Annotated in this window: 14 protein-coding genes and 1 riboswitch; of the genes, 1 reads left to right on the forward strand and 13 read right to left on the reverse strand. The window is 75.2% G+C overall.

Annotation, left to right across the window (positions count from 1 at the left end):
- Positions 1 to 221: 221 nt before the first annotated feature.
- The 6 genes from cobC to cobM are packed head-to-tail and all read right to left on the reverse strand — an operon-like array spanning position 222 to position 6,524.
- Positions 222 to 1,277 (reverse strand): Rv2231c family pyridoxal phosphate-dependent protein CobC, encoded by a 1,056-nt coding sequence (cobC, locus tag ACZ5GT_RS37180; RefSeq protein WP_469035405.1) that lies wholly within the window; start codon positions 1,275 to 1,277, stop codon positions 222 to 224.
- Complete coding sequence (locus ACZ5GT_RS37185; protein ID WP_469035409.1) at positions 1,267 to 2,208, reverse strand: sirohydrochlorin chelatase; 942 nt, start codon at positions 2,206 to 2,208, stop codon at positions 1,267 to 1,269. Before ACZ5GT_RS37185 ends, cobC begins: the two co-directional genes overlap by 11 nt.
- Positions 2,205 to 2,804, reverse strand: a complete 600-nt coding sequence (locus ACZ5GT_RS37190; RefSeq protein ID WP_469035412.1) for a precorrin-8X methylmutase — start codon at positions 2,802 to 2,804, stop codon at positions 2,205 to 2,207. The genes ACZ5GT_RS37185 and ACZ5GT_RS37190 overlap by 4 nt, the downstream gene beginning before the upstream one ends.
- Complete coding sequence (cobJ, locus tag ACZ5GT_RS37195; protein ID WP_469035414.1) at positions 2,801 to 4,471, reverse strand: precorrin-3B C(17)-methyltransferase; 1,671 nt, start codon at positions 4,469 to 4,471, stop codon at positions 2,801 to 2,803. Before cobJ ends, ACZ5GT_RS37190 begins: the two co-directional genes overlap by 4 nt.
- Complete coding sequence (gene cbiE, locus ACZ5GT_RS37200) at positions 4,468 to 5,709, reverse strand: precorrin-6y C5,15-methyltransferase (decarboxylating) subunit CbiE (RefSeq protein ID WP_469035416.1); 1,242 nt, start codon at positions 5,707 to 5,709, stop codon at positions 4,468 to 4,470. Before cbiE ends, cobJ begins: the two co-directional genes overlap by 4 nt.
- Positions 5,706 to 6,524, reverse strand: a complete 819-nt coding sequence (gene cobM, locus ACZ5GT_RS37205) for a precorrin-4 C(11)-methyltransferase (RefSeq protein ID WP_469035419.1) — start codon at positions 6,522 to 6,524, stop codon at positions 5,706 to 5,708. Before cobM ends, cbiE begins: the two co-directional genes overlap by 4 nt.
- A 93-nt stretch (positions 6,525 to 6,617) precedes the next feature.
- On the opposite strand from cobM, the gene ACZ5GT_RS37210 reads away from it, so the two are divergent.
- A complete protein-coding gene (locus ACZ5GT_RS37210; protein ID WP_469035422.1) occupies positions 6,618 to 7,346 on the forward strand; it encodes a ZIP family metal transporter in 729 nt (242 codons plus the stop codon).
- Between the two features lie 20 nt (positions 7,347 to 7,366).
- Here the strand turns inward: ACZ5GT_RS37210 and cobI are convergent, their stop codons facing one another.
- The 7 genes from cobI to ACZ5GT_RS37245 are packed head-to-tail and all read right to left on the reverse strand — an operon-like array spanning position 7,367 to position 18,250.
- Positions 7,367 to 8,098, reverse strand: coding sequence for a precorrin-2 C(20)-methyltransferase (gene cobI, locus ACZ5GT_RS37215; protein WP_469035424.1), 732 nt, complete (start codon positions 8,096 to 8,098; stop codon positions 7,367 to 7,369).
- Positions 8,095 to 9,450: a cobyrinate a,c-diamide synthase gene (locus ACZ5GT_RS37220; RefSeq protein WP_469035427.1), complete on the reverse strand. Its 1,356-nt coding sequence runs from the start codon at positions 9,448 to 9,450 to the stop codon at positions 8,095 to 8,097. The genes cobI and ACZ5GT_RS37220 overlap by 4 nt, the downstream gene beginning before the upstream one ends.
- Entirely contained in the window at positions 9,444 to 10,043 is a 600-nt protein-coding gene (gene cobO / locus ACZ5GT_RS37225) for a cob(I)yrinic acid a,c-diamide adenosyltransferase (protein WP_469035431.1), read from the reverse strand. The genes ACZ5GT_RS37220 and cobO overlap by 7 nt, the downstream gene beginning before the upstream one ends.
- A complete protein-coding gene (locus ACZ5GT_RS37230; protein ID WP_469035433.1) occupies positions 10,043 to 12,055 on the reverse strand; it encodes a putative cobaltochelatase in 2,013 nt (670 codons plus the stop codon). Before ACZ5GT_RS37230 ends, cobO begins: the two co-directional genes overlap by 1 nt.
- Complete coding sequence (gene cobN / locus ACZ5GT_RS37235) at positions 12,052 to 15,759, reverse strand: cobaltochelatase subunit CobN (protein WP_469035435.1); 3,708 nt, start codon at positions 15,757 to 15,759, stop codon at positions 12,052 to 12,054. The genes ACZ5GT_RS37230 and cobN overlap by 4 nt, the downstream gene beginning before the upstream one ends.
- Complete coding sequence (locus ACZ5GT_RS37240) at positions 15,756 to 17,288, reverse strand: cobyric acid synthase (RefSeq protein WP_469035436.1); 1,533 nt, start codon at positions 17,286 to 17,288, stop codon at positions 15,756 to 15,758. The genes cobN and ACZ5GT_RS37240 overlap by 4 nt, the downstream gene beginning before the upstream one ends.
- Complete coding sequence (locus tag ACZ5GT_RS37245) at positions 17,285 to 18,250, reverse strand: cobalamin biosynthesis protein (RefSeq protein ID WP_469035437.1); 966 nt, start codon at positions 18,248 to 18,250, stop codon at positions 17,285 to 17,287. Before ACZ5GT_RS37245 ends, ACZ5GT_RS37240 begins: the two co-directional genes overlap by 4 nt.
- Before the next feature lie 101 nt (positions 18,251 to 18,351).
- Positions 18,352 to 18,490, reverse strand: a riboswitch (cobalamin riboswitch).
- Positions 18,491 to 18,722 lie beyond the last annotated feature (232 nt).

The raw sequence follows: 18,722 nt of genomic DNA on the forward strand, positions 1-18,722 counted from the left end.
GCCCGGGCCCGGCATCCTGGGCCCGGGCCTGCGTCCGGCGGGGCATCGCCCTGCCGGGGAGGTCCGGCGGGGTGCGAGGCGGCCCTCCCGGGGCCCCTGAGGGTGCCGACCGGGAGGGTGCCGACCGGGAGGGTGCCGGCCGGGACGGGTGCAGTCACGGGGTCAGGGGCGTGGCTGCCGCCCCGGCACCGACGCTCCGGGCCCGTTCCGGGGCGCGTCCGCTACAGCGCCTGTTCCAGGGCTCGCAGGAACGAGTCGGTCGTGGCCCGGTCCCGCACCGCCAGCCGTAGCCACTGATCGTCCAGCCCCGGGAAGGTGTCCCCGCGCCGCACCGCGAACCCCAGCTCGCGCAGCCGCCGGCGCACCTCGGCGGCGCGGGGGAGCCGGACCAGGACGAAGGGGCCCTCGGCAGGCTCCGCCACCCGCAGCCCTCGCGGGGCGAACGCGCCGAGCCCGGCCACCAGATGGGCCCGGTCGGCGGCGATGCGGTGTGCCGCGTGGGCCGCCTCCGCCAGCGCCCGCGGCCCGACGCAGGCCTCGGCGGCGGCCAGCGCCGGCGTGGACACCGGCCACAGCGGCTGGGCGCGCTCCAGTTCGGCGATCGTCTCCGGGGCGGCCAGCACGTATCCGATCCGCAGCCCCGCCAGCCCCCACGTCTTCGTCAGACTTCGCAGCACGACGAGCCCCGGCACGTCGGTCCGCCCGGCCAGGGCCTCCCGCTCGCCCGGCACCGCGTCCATGAACGCCTCGTCCACCACCAGCGTTCGCCCGGGACGGGCGAGCGCGGCGACGGACCCGGCCGGGTGCAGCACCGACGTCGGGTTCGTCGGGTTGCCGATCACCACCAGGTCGGCGTCCTCGGGGACCGTGGCGGCGTCCAGCCGGAAACCGTCCGCCGCCCGCAGCAGCACCCGGTCGACCGTGTGGCCCGCGTCCCGCAGCGCCGCCTCCGGCTCCGTGAACTGCGGATGCACCACCACCGGCCGGCGCACCTTCAGCGCCCGCGCCAGCAGCACGAACGCCTCCGCCGCGCCGGCCGTCAGCAGCACCCGCTCCGGCGGCAGCCCGTGCCGCGCCGCCACCGCCGCCCGCGCGGCCCGACCGTCGGGATAGGCGGCCAGTCCGTCCAGCGACCGGGCGATGTGCTCGCGCAGCCAGGCGGGGGGCGTGCCGGCCCGGACGTTCACGGCCAGGTCGACCAGCGCCGAGCCGTCGTCGCGGACCTCGGCGTCGCCGTGGTGGCGCAGGTCGGGCCCGGCGGCGTCCTCAGTGGGCATGGGCGTGTCCGCCGTGGTGGTGCCCGTGGTGGTGATGGTGGCCGTCGTCGTCCGGGTGGAAGTGCGGCTGCTGCGGCGCGCCCACCTTGTCCTCGAAACCGGGCAGCGCGATGCGGTACACGCAACTGTCGCAGTTCATCCGCAGATCGCCCTCGACGGCCTCCCGGTACCGCTCCATCACCAGGTCGAGCAGCTCCGGTTCGGGGCCGATGACGTCCGCCGACCGCACCTCCAGCTCCGGGTGCGCGGCCGCCCACTCCTCGGTCTGCCGCCGCACCCGGTCCGGCAGGATCCCGGTGAACAGGAAGTACGGCAGTACGACGATCCGCCGCGCACCGAGCCGCGCGCACCGGTCGAGGCCGCTCGGCACGTCCGGCGCCGCCAGCGACACGAACGCCGTCTCCACCCCGGCGTACCCGCGGCCCTCCCACAGCAGCCGCGCCGCCTTGAACACCTCGGCGTTCGCGTCGGGGTCGGTCGAGCCGCGCCCGACCAGCAGCACCGTCACGTCCGACCGGTCGCCGGACGGGTGGTCGCCGGACGGGCCCTCGGCCGCGCCCAGCGCCTCCTCCAGCCGCCGCTCCAGCACGTTCAGCAGCGACGGGTGCGGGCCCAGCGGACGGCCGTAGGTGTACGAGATCCCCGGGTGCCGTTCCTTCTCGCGGGCCAGCGCCGCCGGGATGTCGCCCTTGGCGTGCCCGGCGGACACCAGCATCAGCGGCACGGCGGCGAAGCGGCGCACGCCCCGCTCCACCAGCTCGGCGACAGCGTCGCCCAGCGGCGGCGGGGACAGCTCGATGAAGCCTCCGGCGACGGGCAGTTCGGGGTGGCGGCGCCCCAACTGCCGCACGAAGTCGCGGAACGCCTCGGCACCGGCGTCGTCCCGGGTGCCGTGGCCGGCGATGAGCAGGGCGGGCGGCGGGGTGGTCACGATGTCTCCTCGGAAAGCGGAACGGGGTGGTACAGCAGGGCGTTCAGTGCGGCCGCGGCGACCGCCGACCCGCCCTTCTCGGACACGTTGCTCACGGCGGGCAGCCCGCTCGCGCGCAGCGCGGCCTTGGACTCGGCCGCGCCGACGAAGCCGACGGGCAGGCCGATGACGAGCGCGGGGGAGGCGTCCAGCGTCAGCAGCTCCTCCAGGGCGGTCGGCGCGCAGCCGATCACCCACAGGGCGCCGGGGCCGACCTGCTCGTAGGCCAGCCGCACCGCGTGCGCCGAACGCGTCAGCCCCGGACCGGCCTTCGCGTCCTTGAGCCGGCAGACGGTCTCGCGCCGGGTGATCCCGGCCGCGACCATCTCCACGTCCACCACGACGGGCGCCCCGGCGTGCAGCGCGGCGTGCGCGACGGTCAGTTCGGCCTCGTCCATGACGAGGTCGGCCGCGTAGTCGAGGTCGGCCGCGGAGTGGATCACCCGCTCCACGACCGCCCGGGTCAGCGGCGGGAAGTGCGAGGTGTCCAGGCGGGCGCGCAGCCGCCGGAAGGACTCCTGCTCGATCGGGTGCACCACCCGGGTCGCCCGGTTCACTGCGCCTCCTCCTGCCAGCGGTAGCCGCGCGGCGTCACCATGCGCCCGGCGATCTCCCGGGTCGCGGTGTTGCCCACGGTCACGACCGTCATCATGTCGACCGTCGCCGGGTCCAGTCCGGCCAGCGTCGTCACCCGGCCGGACTCGTCCGGCCGGGAGGCGTTGCGCACGACGCCCACCGGAGTCGCCGGCTCCCGGTGCCCGGCGAGGATCGCCAGCGCCTTCGGCAACTGCCAGTCACGGCCGCGGGAACGGGGGTTGTAGAAGGTCACGACGAGGTCCGCCTCGGCCGCCGCCCGCACCCGCCGCTCGATGACCTCCCACGGCGTGTGCAGGTCGGACAGGCTGATCGACACGTGGTCGTGGCCGAGCGGCGCGCCCAGGATCGCCCCGGCCGCCAGCGCCGCCGTCACCCCCGGCACGCCGACCACGTCGATGTCGTCGGACGCCTCCGCGAGCGCCGGGGACGCCATGGCGTACACGCCCGCGTCGCCGCTGCCGATCAGCGCGACCGCCTGCCCCTCGCGGGCCTCGGCGACGGCCGTGCGGGCCCGCTCCTCCTCGGCGCCGAGCCCCGACTCCAGGATCCGGGTGCCGGGCCGCAGCAGATCGCGGATCTGGTCGACGTACTGGTCCAGCCCGACCAGGACCGAGGCGCGCCGCAGTTCGGCCTTCGCGCGCGGGGTGAGCAGGTCGCGGGCGCCGGGACCGAGCCCGACCACCGCCAGCCGCCCGCGCCCCGGACGCCGTACCACGGCACACGTCGCCATCGCCGACTTCCGCTTGGGGACGAGGAGTTCACCGCCCCGCAGCAGGGCCGCCGCCTCCGCGACGGACGGCGTGCCGACGGCGGCCAGCGGCGCGGCGGACGGGTTGGGCACGTCGACGGCCGCCAGCTCCGCCGCGGAGTACGTCACCAGCGGCACCCCGAGCCGTTCGGCCGCCGCGACGATCCCGGGCTCGCCGGCCTTCGCGTCGACCGTGGCGAGCTCCGCGACGCTGCGCGCGGACAGCCCCGCCTCCCGCAGCGCCTCCCCGACCAGCCCGAGCACCTCCTCGGCGGGCGCGCCCTTCGACGCGCCCACGCCGACCACCAGGGACGGCGGCCGCAGCAGCACCTCGCGCTCGCCCGCGTCGACGGCCCGGTCCGTCAGCCGGACGGTGTACGAGCCGTGCGCCGCCGTCGGCAGCGCGGGCAGCGGCCACCGCACCTCCGCCTCCAGCACGACCGGTTCGCCGTCGAGCAGGGCGCGGGAGACCGCCGCCACGGCGCCCTCGCAGGGCAGCCCGAGCGTGTCGAGGCCCGGCAGCCCCGCCGCGTCCGTCGCCGTCGTCACCACCGGCTCCGCGCCCAGCAACTCGCCTACCTCGCGGGCGAGTTCGTTGGCGCCGCCGCCGTGGCCGCCGACCAGCGGCACGGCGAACCGGCCGCCCTCGTCGACGCACACCACGCCCGGGTCGGTCCGCTTGTCGTCCAGCAGCGGCGCCACCAGCCGCACCACGGCGCCGGTGGCGAGGAAGCACACGAGCTGCTCGCACTCCGCGAACGCGGCCCGTACGGCGTCCCCGGCGGGACCCTCGTACACGCGCGTGCGGTCCGGCCACGCCGCGGCCAGCCGGTCGCGCGCCGCCGCCCCCGCCGCGGTGGCGGAAATGAGGCCGATCACAGAGCAACTCCTTCACGAGAGAACGGGGTTCTGACACCCCACAGCAGGAACACGGGATTGGCCGCCGCCAGCCGGGTCACGTCCCCCGGCAGCGGCGCCAGCCGCGACGACTGCAACAGCACCCCGTCGCAGTCGAGCCCGGCGCCGGTGAGCGCCTCGCGGGCGGCCGGCACCCGGTCGAGCGCGGCCATCGCCACCACGACCGTCCGCCGGGCGCGCCGCGCGCACGCGCCGACGATGCCGGGCAGCTCGCGCCCGCCGCCGCCGACGAACACCGCGTCGGGGTCGTCGGGGGCGTCGAGGCCGTCCAGCACCTCCGGCGCCGACCCGTGCACGGTCCGGACGTCCACACCGTGCGCGGCCGCGTTGGCGCGGATCCGCTCGACGCCGTCCCGGGTCTTCTCGACCGCGGTGACGGCCGCGCCGAGCCGCGCGCACTCCACCGCCACCGAGCCGGAGCCCGCGCCGACGTCCCAGACCAGGTCGCCGAGCCGGGGCCCGAGCCGGGCCAGGGCGAGCGCCCGCACCTCGAACTTGGTGATCATCGAGTCGCGGTGGGCGAACGCGGACTCCTCCAGCGCCCATCCGGCGGGCCCGGCCGGCGCCCCGGCGACCGTGCGCACCCCGCCGAGCGCCCGCGCCTGGTCCAGGCACAGCACCACGCTGACCGCGTCGCCCCAGTCCCGGGCGGCGGCCTCGGCGGGCGTCACCCGCTCCACCCGCTCCTGCGCGGAGCCCAGCGCCGACGCCACCACGAGCACCCGCGACTCGGACCGCAGCGCGGCCCCCAGCTCGGCGGGCCCGCTGCCCGGCCCGGTCAGCACGGCGACCTTCGGCCGCGCCCGGCACACGTTGACCGCGGTCCGCAGCGCCCGCCCGTGCGCGCTGACCACCACGGCGTCGTCCCACGGCAGCCCGACCCGGGCGAACGCGGCGGCGACGGAGGACACCCCGGCCCGCACGTCCAGCCGTTCCGCCCCGAACCGCTCGGCCAGCGCCCGCACGATCCCGAAGAACCCGGGGTCCCCGGAGGCCAGCACGACGACCCGGCCGCCCTCGCCCAGCTGCCGTTCGACGGCGTCCATGGCCGGCGCCAGCGGACCGAGCACCACCCGCTCGGCACAGGCGGGCACCGGCGCGGACTCCAGATGCCGCCGCCCGCCGACCACCAGCCGGGCCCCGGCCAGCACATCGGACGGCACCGGCGCCTCCGTCCCCGTGCCGACGACGGTGATCACGTGCTCGCACCCCGCGCGCGCAGGGCCCTGCGGGCCTCCGGGTCGGCCTTGCGGAAGCCGTGGAAGTGACCGGGGTGGTACAGGTGCGAGCGCGTGCCGTGCGCGTCCAGGGCCGGGCCGACCAGGAACAGGGTGTGCTTCCAGAGCTTGTGCTCCTTGACCGTCTCCTCCAGCGTGCCGATCGTGCACCGCACGAGCAGCTCCTCCGGCCAGGTCGCCTGGTAGGCGACCACGACGGGCGTGTCGGTGGGATAGCCGCCCTCCAGCAGCTCCCGCACCAGCTGCCCGCTGCGCGCCGCCGACAGGAAGACCGCCATCGTGGTGCCGTGCCGGGCGAACTCGCGCACCTCCTCGCCGGGCGGCATCGGCGTCTTGCCGCCGCCCAGCCGGGTCAGCACGACCGACTGCGCGACCTCCGGGATCGTCAGCTCCCGCTGCGCCAGCGCGGCCACCGCGGAGAACGCCGACACACCGGGCACGACCTCCGTCGCGATGCCGATCCGGGCGCACCGGTCGAGCTGCTCCTGCGTGCCGCCCCACAGCGCCGGGTCGCCGGAGTGGATGCGGGCGACCCGCAGACCGTCCCGGTGGGCGCGTTCGTAGACGGCGACGACGTCCTCCAGCGACATCGTCGCCGAGTCGAGGACCTCCGCGTCCTCGCGCGCGTGCTCGAGGACCTCCGCCTGCACCAGGCTGGCCGCCCAGATCACGACGTCGGCCTCGGCGATGGCGCGCGCGGCACGGAACGTCAGCAGGTCGGCGGCGCCGGGGCCGGCACCGACGAAGGTCACCTTGCCGGCGGGGGCATCGGCCATGGGGATCGGTCCTCTCCTACAGGAATCAGGCATTCAGTACGTGATCGGTCGTCGGATGTGCGCGAAGGGCCGCCGATCGGATAACAAGGCCCCATGGCGGTGTTCGTCGCGCTCGGCGCGTTCCTGATGACGCTGGTCGGCGGCTGGACGGCACAGCGCGTGACCGACCGTCGCCACCTGGTGCTGGGCCTGGCCGGGGGCCTGATGCTGGGCGTGGTCGGCCTGGACCTGCTGCCGGAGGCGCTGAGGGCGGCGGGCCGGGAGGTGTTCGGCGTCCCGGCGGCCCTGCTGCTGTTCGTCGCCGGGTTCCTGCTGGCCCACCTCGTGGAACGGCTGCTGGCCACGCGCAAGGCCGCGCACGGCGCCGAGGAGCACGCCCACCGGACGCCCGAGGTGGGCCTGACCGCCGCCGCGGCGATGGTCGGCCACAGCGCCATGGACGGCCTGGCCATCGGCGCGGCCTTCCAGGTCGGCGGCGGCATGGGCCTGGCCGTCGCGCTCGCCGTCATCGCCCACGACTTCGCCGACGGCTTCAACACGTACACGATCACCAGCCTGTACGGCAACGCCCGCCGCAAGGCGCTGACCATGCTGTTCGCGGACGCGGCGGCGCCCGTCGCCGGCGCGGCGTCCACCGCCTTCCTCACCATCCCCGAGACGCTGCTCGGCGGCTACCTCGGCCTCTTCGGCGGCGTGCTGCTCTACCTCGCGGCGGCCGAGATCCTCCCCGAGGCCCACCATGAGCACCCCGCCCGCTCCACCGTGCTGTGCACGGTCGCGGGCGCGGCGTTCATCTGGCTGGTGGTCGGCATCGCCGCGTGAACTGCGTGATCCGGGGGATGTCACAGCTTGCCGCCCCGCCCGCCGTCCCGCCGCGGCGGCGCGATGAGCGTGGACAGGTATGGCAGCTCGGCGCCGTCGAGTTCGGCGGCCGGCCGGATCGACTCGGTCTCCAGCCCCAGCGCCGAACCCCACACGGCGTCGCCGATCCGCCCGGTCTCCCGCAGCGCCTCGGCCACCTCACCGGCCTGCCGCCCGAACTTGTACGCGACGACCGTGCCCGGCCCGCTCAGCGCCTCCTTCAGCACCGCGCTCCCGGCCGTGACGGGCACCAGCGTCAGCGGCTCCGTCCCCTCGGTGAGCACGGCGCCGGACCGGGCCGCCAGGTCCTGCATGGCGGTGATCCCCGGCACGGTCTCCACGACCGTCCCCGGCACCAGCCCGGCGACGGTCTGCGCGAGGTAGGTGAACGTCGAGTACACGTTGGGGTCGCCGATGGTCGCGAAGGCGACGCAGCCGCTCTCCCGCAGCAGCTCGGCGACCCGCTCGCCGGCCACGTCCCAGGCGGCCTCCCGCCGCGCCCGGTCGGTCCGCTCGTTCAGCGCGAACACCACCCGGACGACCTTCTCCGCGGGCACGTAGTGCAGCACGGTCGCCTCGGCGCGCCCGCGCTCCAGGGTGTCCATCACCGGTACGACCACCACGTCGGCGGCGCGCAGCGCGTTGACGCCCTTGACGGTCACCAGCTCCGGGTCGCCCGGCCCGACCCCGACCCCGATCAGCCTGCTGCTCATGACGTCCGGCACCTCTCCACGAACCGACGGGCGACACCGGGCTCGGCCGCCCAGTGCGTGTGCAGATAACTCGCGTGCACACCTCGCTGTACAAAACCTTCGACCCGCCGCACGGGGGCGCGCACACCCCAGGCGGGAGCCGCCCCCGCGCCCGGCTCGACGACCGTGCGGTGGAACTCGTGCCCGCGCATCCGCGTCCCGGCCACCGCGAGCACGCTGTCGCCGACGGCCACCGCGTCCCGGTAGCCCAGGGTGAGCCGCTCGCTCATCCGGGCCGTGGCGTCCAGCACCCCGCACATCGGCTGCCCGTCCAGCTCCCGGCACAGGTACAGCAGCCCGGCGCACTCGGCGGCGACCGGCGCGCCGCTCGCCGCCAGGTCCGCGACCTCCTTGCGCAGCGGCTCGTTGGCGGACAGCCCGTCGGCGTACACCTCCGGGAAGCCGCCGCCGATGACCAGCCCGCTCGTGCCGTCCGGCAGCCGCTCGTCGCGCAGCGGGTCGAAGGGCACCACGTCGGCGCCGGCCGCGGTCAGCAGCTCGGTGTGCTCGGCGTAGGAGAACGTGAAGGCGGGACCGCCGGCGACGGCGACCACGGGACGCGCACGCTCGGTCGTGACAGGCGGCTCCCACGGCTCGCCCGGCACCGTGCCCGCGCTCCGGGCCAGCGCCGCCAGCGCCTCCAGGTCGCACCCGGCGGCGACCTGCGCGCCCATCGCCGCGACGGCCTCCACCGCCGCCGTCTGCCGCTCGGCGACCGGCACCAGCCCCAGATGCCGCGACGGCGTGTCCACCTGCGGAACCCGCCGCAGCACCCCCAGCACCGGCACCCCGGCGCAGTCCAGCGCCTCCCGCAGCAGCTCCTCGTGCCGGTCGGAGCCGACCTTGTTCAGGATCACGCCCCCGATCCGCACCTCCGGGTCCCAGGACGCGAACCCGTGCACCAGCGCCGCCACCGACCGCGACTGCGACGACGCGTCCACGACGAGCACCACCGGCGCCCGCAGCACCTTCGCCACCTGCGCGGTGGACGCCAGCTCACCCTCGCCCGCGGCCCCGTCGTACAGGCCCATCACGCCCTCGACGACGGCGATGTCGCACCCGCGCGCACCGTGCGCGAACAGCGGGCCCACCAGCGCCGGCCCGCACAGGTAGGCGTCGAGGTTGCGCCCCACCCGCCCGGTGGCCAGCGCGTGGTACCCGGGGTCGATGTAGTCCGGCCCGACCTTATGCGGGGACACGGCGAGCCCCCGCGCGGCGAACGCGGCCATCAGCCCCGTGGCGACGGTGGTCTTGCCGCTGCCGGAGGACGGCGCGGCGACGACCAGCCGGGGCACGGACGAGGACGTCACCACTCGATGCCCCGCTGGCCCTTCTGGCCCACGTCCATGGGGTGTTTGACCTTGGACATGTCGGTGACGAGGTCCGCGAGGTCGACGAGTTTCTCCGGCGCGTTCCGCCCGGTGATCACGACGTGCTGGGTTCCCGGCCGGTCGCGCAGCACCTCCACGACCTCGTCGGTGTCGATCCACCCCCAGTGCATCGGGTACGCGAACTCGTCGAGCACGTACAGCTTGTACGTCTCGGCGGCCAGGTCCCGCTTGACCTGCTCCCAGCCCTCGCGGGCCTTCTCCTCGTTGTCCATCTGCGCGTCGCGCTGGACCCAGGACCAGCCCTCGCCCATCTTGTGCCAGGCGACGGTCCCGCCCTCGCCGGAAGCGCCGAGCACGCGCAGCGCGTTCTCCTCGCCGACCTTCCACTTGGCCGACTTCACGAACTGGAACACCCCGATCGGCCAGCCCTGGTTCCAGGCCCGCAGCGCGAGCCCGAACGCGGCCGTCGACTTGCCCTTGCCGATGCCGGTGTGCACGACCACCAGCGGCCGGTTGCGCCGCTGACGCGTCGTCAGTCCGTCGTCGGGGATGACACTCGGCTGTCCCTGCGGCATTACGCGGCCCTCCTGTTGCCCTGAACGTCCCTGACCAGCCCGGCGATCGAGTCCGCCCGCAGCTCCTCCAGCGTCACCGCGGCGCCCCCCAGTTCACCGGCGAGCTGCCCGGCGAGCCCCAGCCGCACCGGCCCCGACTCGCAGTCGACGACCACCGAAGCGACCCCCTCGGCCGCGAACAGCCGCGCCGCCCGCCCGGCGAGCGCCACCGGCTCCGGGCCTCCGGTGGCCCGACCGTCGGTCACCACCACCACCAGCGCCCGCCGCGCGGGGTCCCGCAGCTTCTCGACCCGCAGCACCTCGTGCGCCTTCAGCAGCCCCGCCGCGAGCGGCGTACGGCCACCCGTCGGCAACGACTCCAGCCGGGCCGCCGCCGCGTCCACCGACGAGGTCGGCGGCAGCGCCACCTCCGCGGCCGACCCGCGGAAGGTCACCAGCCCCACCTTGTCCCGCCGCTGGTAGGCGTCCAGGAGCAGGGACAGCACGGCACCCTTCACGGCGCTCATCCGCTGCCGCGCCGCCATCGAACCGGAGGCGTCGACGACGAAGAGGACGAGGTTGCCCTCACGCCCCTCGCGCTTCGCCTGCCGCAGATCGTCCCGGCGCACGACCAGCCCGCGCCCGGACCGGCCGCGGGCCCGCTGGTGCGGGGCGGCCGCCTGCACGGTCGCGGCGAGGTGCAGCTTCGTCAGCGCGCCCCGCGGCCGCCGCGCCCCGGTCGTGCGCCCGTGCTCGGTCCGTGCCCGCGAACGCCGCCCGGCGGCGCCCTCACCGATCCCGGGCACGCTCAGCACCTTGGTCCGGAACGGCTCGGCGGCACGCGCGGGGGACTGCTCCGAGGCCCCCGAGGCCCGCGGCTCGCCGTCCTCCCCGGCCTCCGGGCGCGCGCCCGTGTCCCCGCCCTGCGGCCCGGCGTCCGGCGCCGGCTGCCCGCCGCCCCCGCCCGGGCCACCGCCGTCGGGGCCCGGATCGGGATCGGAGTCGGGGTCGGTGTCGTCGTCGCCGGAGAACTCCTCCAGCGTCTCGTCCAGCTTGCTCTCGTCCAACCCGGGCGCGTCGAAGGGGTTGCGCCTGCGCCGGTGCGGCAGCGCCAGCAGCGCCGCCTGCCGCACGTCCTCGGCGAGCACGTCGGTCCGCCCGGCCCACGCCGCCAGCGCGGTCGCCGTCCGGGCCATCACGATGTCGGCCCGCATCCCGTCCACCTCGAAGGCCGCGCAGGTCGCTGCGATCTGCCGCAGCGCCCCGTCGCCCAGCTTCACCTGCGGCAGCAGCTCCCGCGCGGCGACGATCCGCTGCCGTACGGCGGCCTCCTCGCCGGCCCAGCGCGCGGCGAAGCCGGCCGGGTCGTCGTCGTAGGCGAGCCGCCGCCGGACGACCTCCACCCGCTGGTCGGGCTCCCGGGAGGCGGCCACCTCGACCGTGAGGCCGAAGCGGTCCAGCAGTTGGGGACGCAGTTCGCCTTCTTCGGGATTCATGGTCCCGACGAGCAGGAACCGCGCCGCGTGCCGCACGGAGACGCCCTCACGCTCGACGTACGAGGCGCCCATCGCGGCCGCGTCCAGCAGCAGGTCGACCAGGTGGTCGTGGAGGAGGTTGACCTCGTCGACGTAGAGGATGCCGCGGTGCGCGTCGGCGAGCAGGCCGGGCTCGAAGGCCTTCACGCCCTCGGCGAGCGCCCGCTCGATGTCGAGGGCGCCGACCAGCCGGTCCTCGGAGGCGCCGACGGGCAGCTCGACCATCCGCGCGGGGCGCTGCGCACCGGCGCCCGGCTCGTGCGGCCCGTCCGGGCAGGACGGGTCCGGTGCCGCCGGGTCGCAGGAGAACCGGCACCCGGGGACGACGGCCACCTCCGGCAGCAGCGCCGAAAGAGCGCGCACGGCCGTGCTCTTGGCGGTGCCCTTCTCGCCGCGCACCAGCACGCCGCCGACCGCCGGGGACACCGCGTTCAGCAGCAGCGCGAGCCGCAGGTCGTCCTGTCCGACGACGGCCGTGAACGGAAAGGGGGTACTCACTTCTCGTCGCCCTCCAAGTCGCCTTCCAGCTCCAGGTAGGTGGCGCGCAGCCGCTCCAGCGTCTCCGCGTCCGGCTCGGCCCACAGCCCCCGGTCGGCGGCCTCCAGCAGCCGTTCGGTGATCCCGCGCAGCGCCCACGGGTTGGACTTCTTCATGAAGTCCCGGTTCTCCGCGTCGAAGACGTACTCGGCGCTGAGCTTCTCGTACATCCAGTCGTCGACCACGCCCGCCGTGGCGTCGTAGCCGAAGAGGTAGTCGACGGTCGCCGCCATCTCGAAGGCGCCCTTGTAGCCGTGGCGGCGCATCGCCGCCATCCAGCGCGGGTTGACCACCCGGGCGCGGAACACGCGGTGCGTCTCCTCGCCGAGCGTGCGGGTCTTGATCTGGTCCGGTACGGCGGAGTCGCCGACGTACGCCTCCGGGCTCGCGCCCGTCAGGTGGCGCACCATGGCGACCATGCCGCCGTGGTACTGGAAGTAGTCGTCCGCGTCGACCAGGTCGTGCTCGCGGGTGTCGACGTTCTTCGCCGCCACCGCGATCCGCTTGAACGCCGTCTCCATGTCGCCGCGCGCCGCGCGCCCGTCGAGCCCGCGGCCGTAGGCGTAGCCGCCCCAGACGGCGTACACCTCGGCGAGGTCGGCGTCGCTGCGCCAGTTGCGGGCGTCGATCAGCGGCAGCAGGCCCGCGCCGTACGCGCCCGGCTTGGAGCCGAAGACGCGGGCGGTGGCCCGGCGCCGGTCGCCGTGCGCGGCGGTGTCCTCGTCGGCGTGCGCCTTGACGTAGTTCTGGCCGGCCGGCTCGTCCAGCTCCGCGACCGTCCGCACCGCGTCGTCGATCAGCCCGACCACGTGCGGGAAGGCGTCCCGGAAGAAGCCGGAGATGCGGACTGTGACGTCGATGCGGGGCCGGCCCAGCTCGGCCAGGGGCACGATCTCGAAGCCGGTGACCCGGCGCGAGGCGTCGTCCCACACCGGGCGGCAGCCCAGCAGCGCCAGGATCTCGGCGATGTCGTCGCCCTGGGTGCGCATCGCGGACGTGCCCCACACCGTCAGGCCGACGGACTTCGGGTACTCCCCGGTGTCCTGCAGATAGCGGGCCACGAGCGAGTCGGCGAGCGACTGGCCGACCTCCCAACTGAGCCGGGAGGGGATGGCCTTGGGGTCGACGGAGTAGAAGTTCCGGCCGGTCGGCAGGACGTTGACCAGACCGCGGGTGGGCGAGCCCGACGGGCCCGCCGGGACGTAACCGCCGTCCAGCGCCCGCAGGATGTGCCCGATCTCGTCCGTGGTGCGCGCCAGCCGGGGCACGACCTCGGTGCACGCGAACTCCACCACGGCGACGGCGTCGGGGAGTTCGGCGCCGAGCACCTCGCGCACCAGCGGTGCGCTCTCGGCGGCCGCCCAGTCGCGCGCCTCCATGCCCTCCGCGATCCGCCGGCACAACAGCTCCAGCAGGTCGATCGCGTCGGCGGCCGTGCGCGCCGGGCCGTCGACCAGGTCGGTCAGTTCGGCCGGCAGCTTCACCGGGGTGCCCGGCTCGGCCAGCAACTCCTTCTCGACGAGCCCGAAATGGGCCGCGAGCGAGGCCCGCAGTCCCGGCAGCGCGTTGGCCTGCCCGCCCCACACCTGCGATGCCCGCAGCACCGCGAGGACCAGGTTCACGCGCGGTTCGCCGACCGGACCGCCGCCGAGGATGTGCAGGCCGTCGCGGATCTGCACGTCCTTGATCTCGCACAGGTAGCCGTCGATGTGCATGACGAACTCGTCGAACGCCGCGTCGTCCGGCTGCTCGTCGACGTGCAGGTCGTGGTGGAGTTCGGCCGCCTTGACCAGCGTCCAGATCTGCGCGCGCACGGCCGGCGCCTTCGCCGGGTCCAGGTCGGAGACGAGGGCGTACTCGTCGAGGAGCTGCTCCAGTTTGGCCAGGTCGCCGTAGGTGTCGGCGCGGGCCATCGGCGGCACCAGGTGGTCGACGACCGTGGCGTGCCCGCGCCGCTTGGCCTGGGTGCCCTCGCCGGGGTCGTTGACGATGAACGGGTAGATCAGCGGCAGGTCGCCGAGTACGGCGTCCGGGGCGCACCCCGGGCCGAGCCCCAGGCCCTTGCCGGGCAGCCACTCCATCGTGCCGTGCTTGCCCATGTGCACGATCGCGTCGGCGCCGAAACTGTTCTCCAGCCAGCGGTAGGCAGCCAGGTAGTGGTGCGACGGCGGCATGTCGGGGTCGTGGTAGATCGCGATCGGGTTCTCGCCGAAACCGCGCGGCGGCTGGATCATCACCACGACGTTCCCGAACTGGAGGGAGGCGAGGACGATGTCGTCGCCGTCGACGTACAGCGAGCCCGGCGGCTCGCCCCACGCCTCCAGCATGGCGTCCCGCAGTCCGGGGTCCAGCTTGTCGAACCACGCCCGGTAGTCGGCGAGCGGCACCCGCGCGGGCGCGGCGGCCAGCTGCTCCTCCGTCAGCCACTCCACGTCGTGCCCGCCGGCCTCGATGAGCCGGTGGATCAGCTCGTCGCCGCCGGAGGGGTATTCGGTGAGTCCGTACCCGGCGTCCCGCAGCGCGTCCAGGACGCGCACCGCGGACGCGGGCGTGTCGAGGCCGACGGCGTTGCCGACGCGGGAGTGCTTGGTCGGGTACGCGGTGAAGACCAGCGCGACCTTCTTCTCCGCGTTCGGCTTGTGCCGCAGCCGCGCGTGCCGTACGGCGATCCCGGCGACCCGGGCGGCCCGCTCCGGGTCGGCGACGTACACCGGCACGTCGTCCGGGCCCTGCTCCTTGAAGGAGAACGGCACGGTGATCAGCCGTCCGTCGAACTCCGGGATCGCGACCTGCATCGCCGCGTCCATGGGGGAGAGGGCGGCGTCGGACTCGTCCCAGGCGGCCCTGGACGACGTCAGGCACAGCCCTTGCAGGACCGGGACGTTCAGCTCCGCGAGCCGCCCGACGTCCCAGGCTTCCTCGCCCGCCCGTCGCCCGCCACCACCCTCAACGGAGGTGCTTCGCACCACTGGATCGATTCCGCCCGCCGACGCCTGCGAGGCGTGCGTGCCGCCGGCCGCGAGGACGGTGGCGACCAGCGCGTCCGCCCGGCCCAGGATCTCGTACAGCCCGGCGTCCGCCCCGCGCAGCGAACCGCAGTAGACCGGCAGGGCGTTGGCGCCGTGCGCCTCGATCGCGTCGCACAGGGTGTCCACGAAGGCGGTGTTGCCGCTGAGTTCGTGGGCCCGGTAGAACAGCACGCCCACCGTGGGCCGGCCGTCGAGCAGGGCACGCTCGCCGTGGACGCCGTACTCGGGCATCTGCTGCGGCTCGACGAACCCCTCGCCGGTCAGCAGCACGGTGTCGGACAGGAACCGCGCCAGCTCGGTCAGGTTGGCGGGGCCGCCCTCCACCAGGTATCGCAGCGCCTCGGCGACGACACCGGCCGGCACCGACGACTCGGCCATCAGCTCGGCGTCCGGCACCGCCTCCCCGCCGAGCAGCACGGTGGGTACGCCGGACGCCTTCAGCGCGGCCAGCCCGTCCTCCCAGGCGCGCTTGCCGCCGAGCAGCCGTACGACGGCGATGTCGGCGCCCGCGAGCAGCCCCGGCAGTTCCCCGGCCACGTCCACCCGGGTCGGGTTGCCGATCCGGTAGGAGGCGCCGGAGGCGCGGGCCGCCAGCAGGTCCGTGTCGGCGGTCGACAACAACAACACTGTGCTCATGCGGGCGCTCCCGGTGGGATGAAGGGCAGTCCTTGCGGCGCGCCGGACTCGATGAGCCGCCACAGCGCGTCCGTGTCCGCGTGCTGTTCGATCAGGTCGCCGAGCCGGTCGAGCTGCTCCTCGCGCAGCGCGGCGAACGAGGTGTCGTCGGCGGGCACGAAACGGCGGCCCGCGGCGGCCGCCACCTCGCGCAGGAAGGCCCGCCGGAAGCCGTCCGACTCCAGTGAGCCGTGCCAGTGCGTGCCCCAGGTCTGGCCGACCCGGCAGCCGTCGAGGCTGTGTCCTTCGTCATCAGAGATGAACGCCTCCCCTCCCTCGACGGAGGCGACCCCGTGGTGGATCTCGTAGCCCTCGACGCGTTCGCCCAGGGCCTCGCCCACCGGCCGGGTGAGGGTCTTCTCGCGGGCGAACCGCACCCGCACGGGCAGCACGCCGAGGCCGTCGACGTGCCCGCGCCGGCTCTCCACGTCGTCCTCGATGTGCTCGCCGAGGATCTGGAAGCCGCCGCAGATGCCGAGCACCGGCCGCCCTTCGGCGGCCCTGCGCACCAAGGCGTCCGCGAGCCGCCGCTCGCGCAGCCACTGGAGGGCCTGCACCGTGCCCCGGGTGCCGGGGACCACCACGAGGTCGGCGTCCGCCAGTTCCTCGGGCCGGTCCACGAACCGCACGACGACGCCCGGTTCGGCGGCCAGCGCGTCCACGTCGGTGAAGTTCGACATCAGCGGGACCGCGCAGACGGCGACCCGCAGGACGTCCTCGCCGACGGGCGGGGCGGTGTTCGACTCCCGCACGGTCCCGCGCAGCGAGACGCGCAGCCCGTCCTCCTCGTCGATGCCGAGCCCGTGCCGGAAGGGCAGCACGCCGTAGGTCTGCCGGCCGGTGAGCCCGTGCAGCATGTCCAGGCCCGGCTGGAGCAGGGAGACGTCCCCGCGGAACTTGTTGACCAGGAACCCGGCGACGAGTTCCTGGTCCTCGGGGGAGAGCAGGGCGACGGTCCCGAAGAAGGAGGCGAAGACGCCCCCGCGGTCGATGTCTCCGACCACCAGCACGGGCAGCCCGGCGTTGCGGGCGATCCCCATGTTCACGATGTCGGTCCGCCGCAGGTTGATCTCGGCGGGCGAACCGGCCCCTTCACAGATCACCGCGTCATACGTGCCCCGCAGTTCGGCGAGACAGTCGAGAACCGTCCCGAGCAGCTTCTGCTGCCGCCCTCCGTGATAGCCGCGCGCGCTCAGTTCGCCCACCGGCTTGCCCATCAGCACGACCTGGCTGCGCTGTTCGCCGCCCGGCTTCAGCAGCACGGGGTTCATCAGCGCGGTCGGCTCGACGCGGCACGCCTGCGCCTGCATGGCCTGCGCCCGCCCGATCTCCGCGCCCTCGCGGGTGACGAACGAGTTGAGGGACATGTTCTGCGCCTTGAACGGCGCCACCTTGACACCCTGCCGTACCAGCCAGCGGCAGATGCCGGCCGTGACGACGCTCTTGCCGGCGTCGGAGGTGGTGCCGGCGACCAGGAGACCACCGTTCATTTCCCGCGTCCCTTCACGACGAGGCTCACGACAGGGCTCACCACGAGGCGCGCGGCGGCACAGGCGCCGAGCGCGAGCAGACCGACCCGCCGGGACAGCCGCACGGCCCGTTCGATGTCGGGGACGGCGACGGCGCGGCCGTCCCGGTTCAGCACCGGCCGGTGTTCGACGCGCCCGGCGTACGACAGCGTTCCGCCCAGCCGCACGCCGAGCGCGCCCGCGAACGACGCCTCCACCGGCCCGGCGTTGGGGCTCGGGTGCCGGCCGGCGTCGGCGCGCCAGGCCCGCACGGCGCCCCGCCGGTCGTCGCCCGCCAGTGCCGCGAGTACGGCGGTGAGCCGCGCGCCCGGCCATCCGGCCACGTCGTCGAGGCGGGCGGAGGCCCAGCCGAACCGCCGGTACCTCGGGGACCGGTGCCCGACCATGGCGTCGAGCGTGTTGACGGCCCGGAACCCGACCAGCCCCGGCACGCCGGCGACGGCGCCCCACACGAGCGCGCCCACCACGGCGTCGGAGGTGTTCTCGGCGACCGACTCGACGACGGCGCGGGCGATCCCGTCGGCGTCCAGCGCCTGCGGATCGCGCCCGCACAGGTGCGGCAGCCGCGCCCGCGCGGCCTCCACGTCGCCCGCCTCCAGGGCCCGCCCGATCACCCGGGCCTCCCGGACGAGCGACGTCCCCCCGACGACGGCCCAGGTGGCGGCGCCGGTCAGCGCGACCGAGGCGGCGGGGGAGGGGCGTACGGCACGGGCGGCGAGGGCGCCCAGCGCCGCCGCTCCGCCCGCGCACACGACGGCGTGCAGCGAGCCCCACCCGCGGTGGTCCCGCCACAGCACCCGTTCCACGGCGCCGGCGGCCCGCCCGAACACGGCGACCGGATGTCCGCGGCGTGGATCGCCGAGGAGCAGGTCGGTCACGAGTCCGGCGGCGGCGCCGTACGCGAAGACGCGATCGGCACGCATCGGCTCAGCCGGCCGCGGGGTCGGGCAGAGCTCGGGCGGTGTTCCTCGGCCGGCAGCCGCGCATGACGCTATGTCCTCACTCAGGGTGTCCACGCCCTGGTTCGACGAGACCGGCGGTGAGAGTTCCTGGCTCCCGGGGCTCGCACCCCGGTGACAGTGGCGGGACCGCGCCGGACTTGCACCGGCTTCCTCTTCTGCCGCCGTAATTGGCCCCGGCAGTCCACCACGCGGCCGGAAGGGCCGTCAACCTGCCGCTGACCTGCGGCGGGGGAGTGTGCTGAGGCCCACACGCGAGGGGTCGCCGGGGTCACGGGAAACGCGTGGGGAAACGTGCGGGGAAACGCCTGGTGGGGGGGGGGGGGGGCCCCCCCCCCCCCCCGGGGGGGGGGGGGGGGGGGGTCGGTGTTTTGTTCGGGCCTCTGCTCCGCCGTTGGTTCAGCCCCCTTCCGTTATGGGGGTGGTGGTGCGTCGC

This window comes from Streptomyces sp. NPDC031340, from assembly GCF_055569945.1.

Bases quoted from the DNA above. Each gene is read 5' to 3' on its own strand.
- cobC (WP_469035405.1), bottom strand. From the start codon at position 1,277: ATGCCCACTGAGGACGCCGCCGGGCCCGACCTGCGCCACCACGGCGAC.
- cobM (WP_469035419.1), bottom strand. From the start codon at position 6,524: ATGGCCGATGCCCCCGCCGGCAAGGTGACCTTCGTCGGTGCCGGCCCC.
- ACZ5GT_RS37210 (WP_469035422.1), top strand. From the start codon at position 6,618: ATGGCGGTGTTCGTCGCGCTCGGCGCGTTCCTGATGACGCTGGTCGGC.
- cobI (WP_469035424.1), bottom strand. From the start codon at position 8,098: ATGAGCAGCAGGCTGATCGGGGTCGGGGTCGGGCCGGGCGACCCGGAG.
- cobO (WP_469035431.1), bottom strand. From the start codon at position 10,043: ATGCCGCAGGGACAGCCGAGTGTCATCCCCGACGACGGACTGACGACG.
- cobN (WP_469035435.1), bottom strand. From the start codon at position 15,759: ATGAGCACAGTGTTGTTGTTGTCGACCGCCGACACGGACCTGCTGGCG.
- ACZ5GT_RS37240 (WP_469035436.1), bottom strand. From the start codon at position 17,288: ATGAACGGTGGTCTCCTGGTCGCCGGCACCACCTCCGACGCCGGCAAG.
- ACZ5GT_RS37245 (WP_469035437.1), bottom strand. From the start codon at position 18,250: ATGCGTGCCGATCGCGTCTTCGCGTACGGCGCCGCCGCCGGACTCGTG.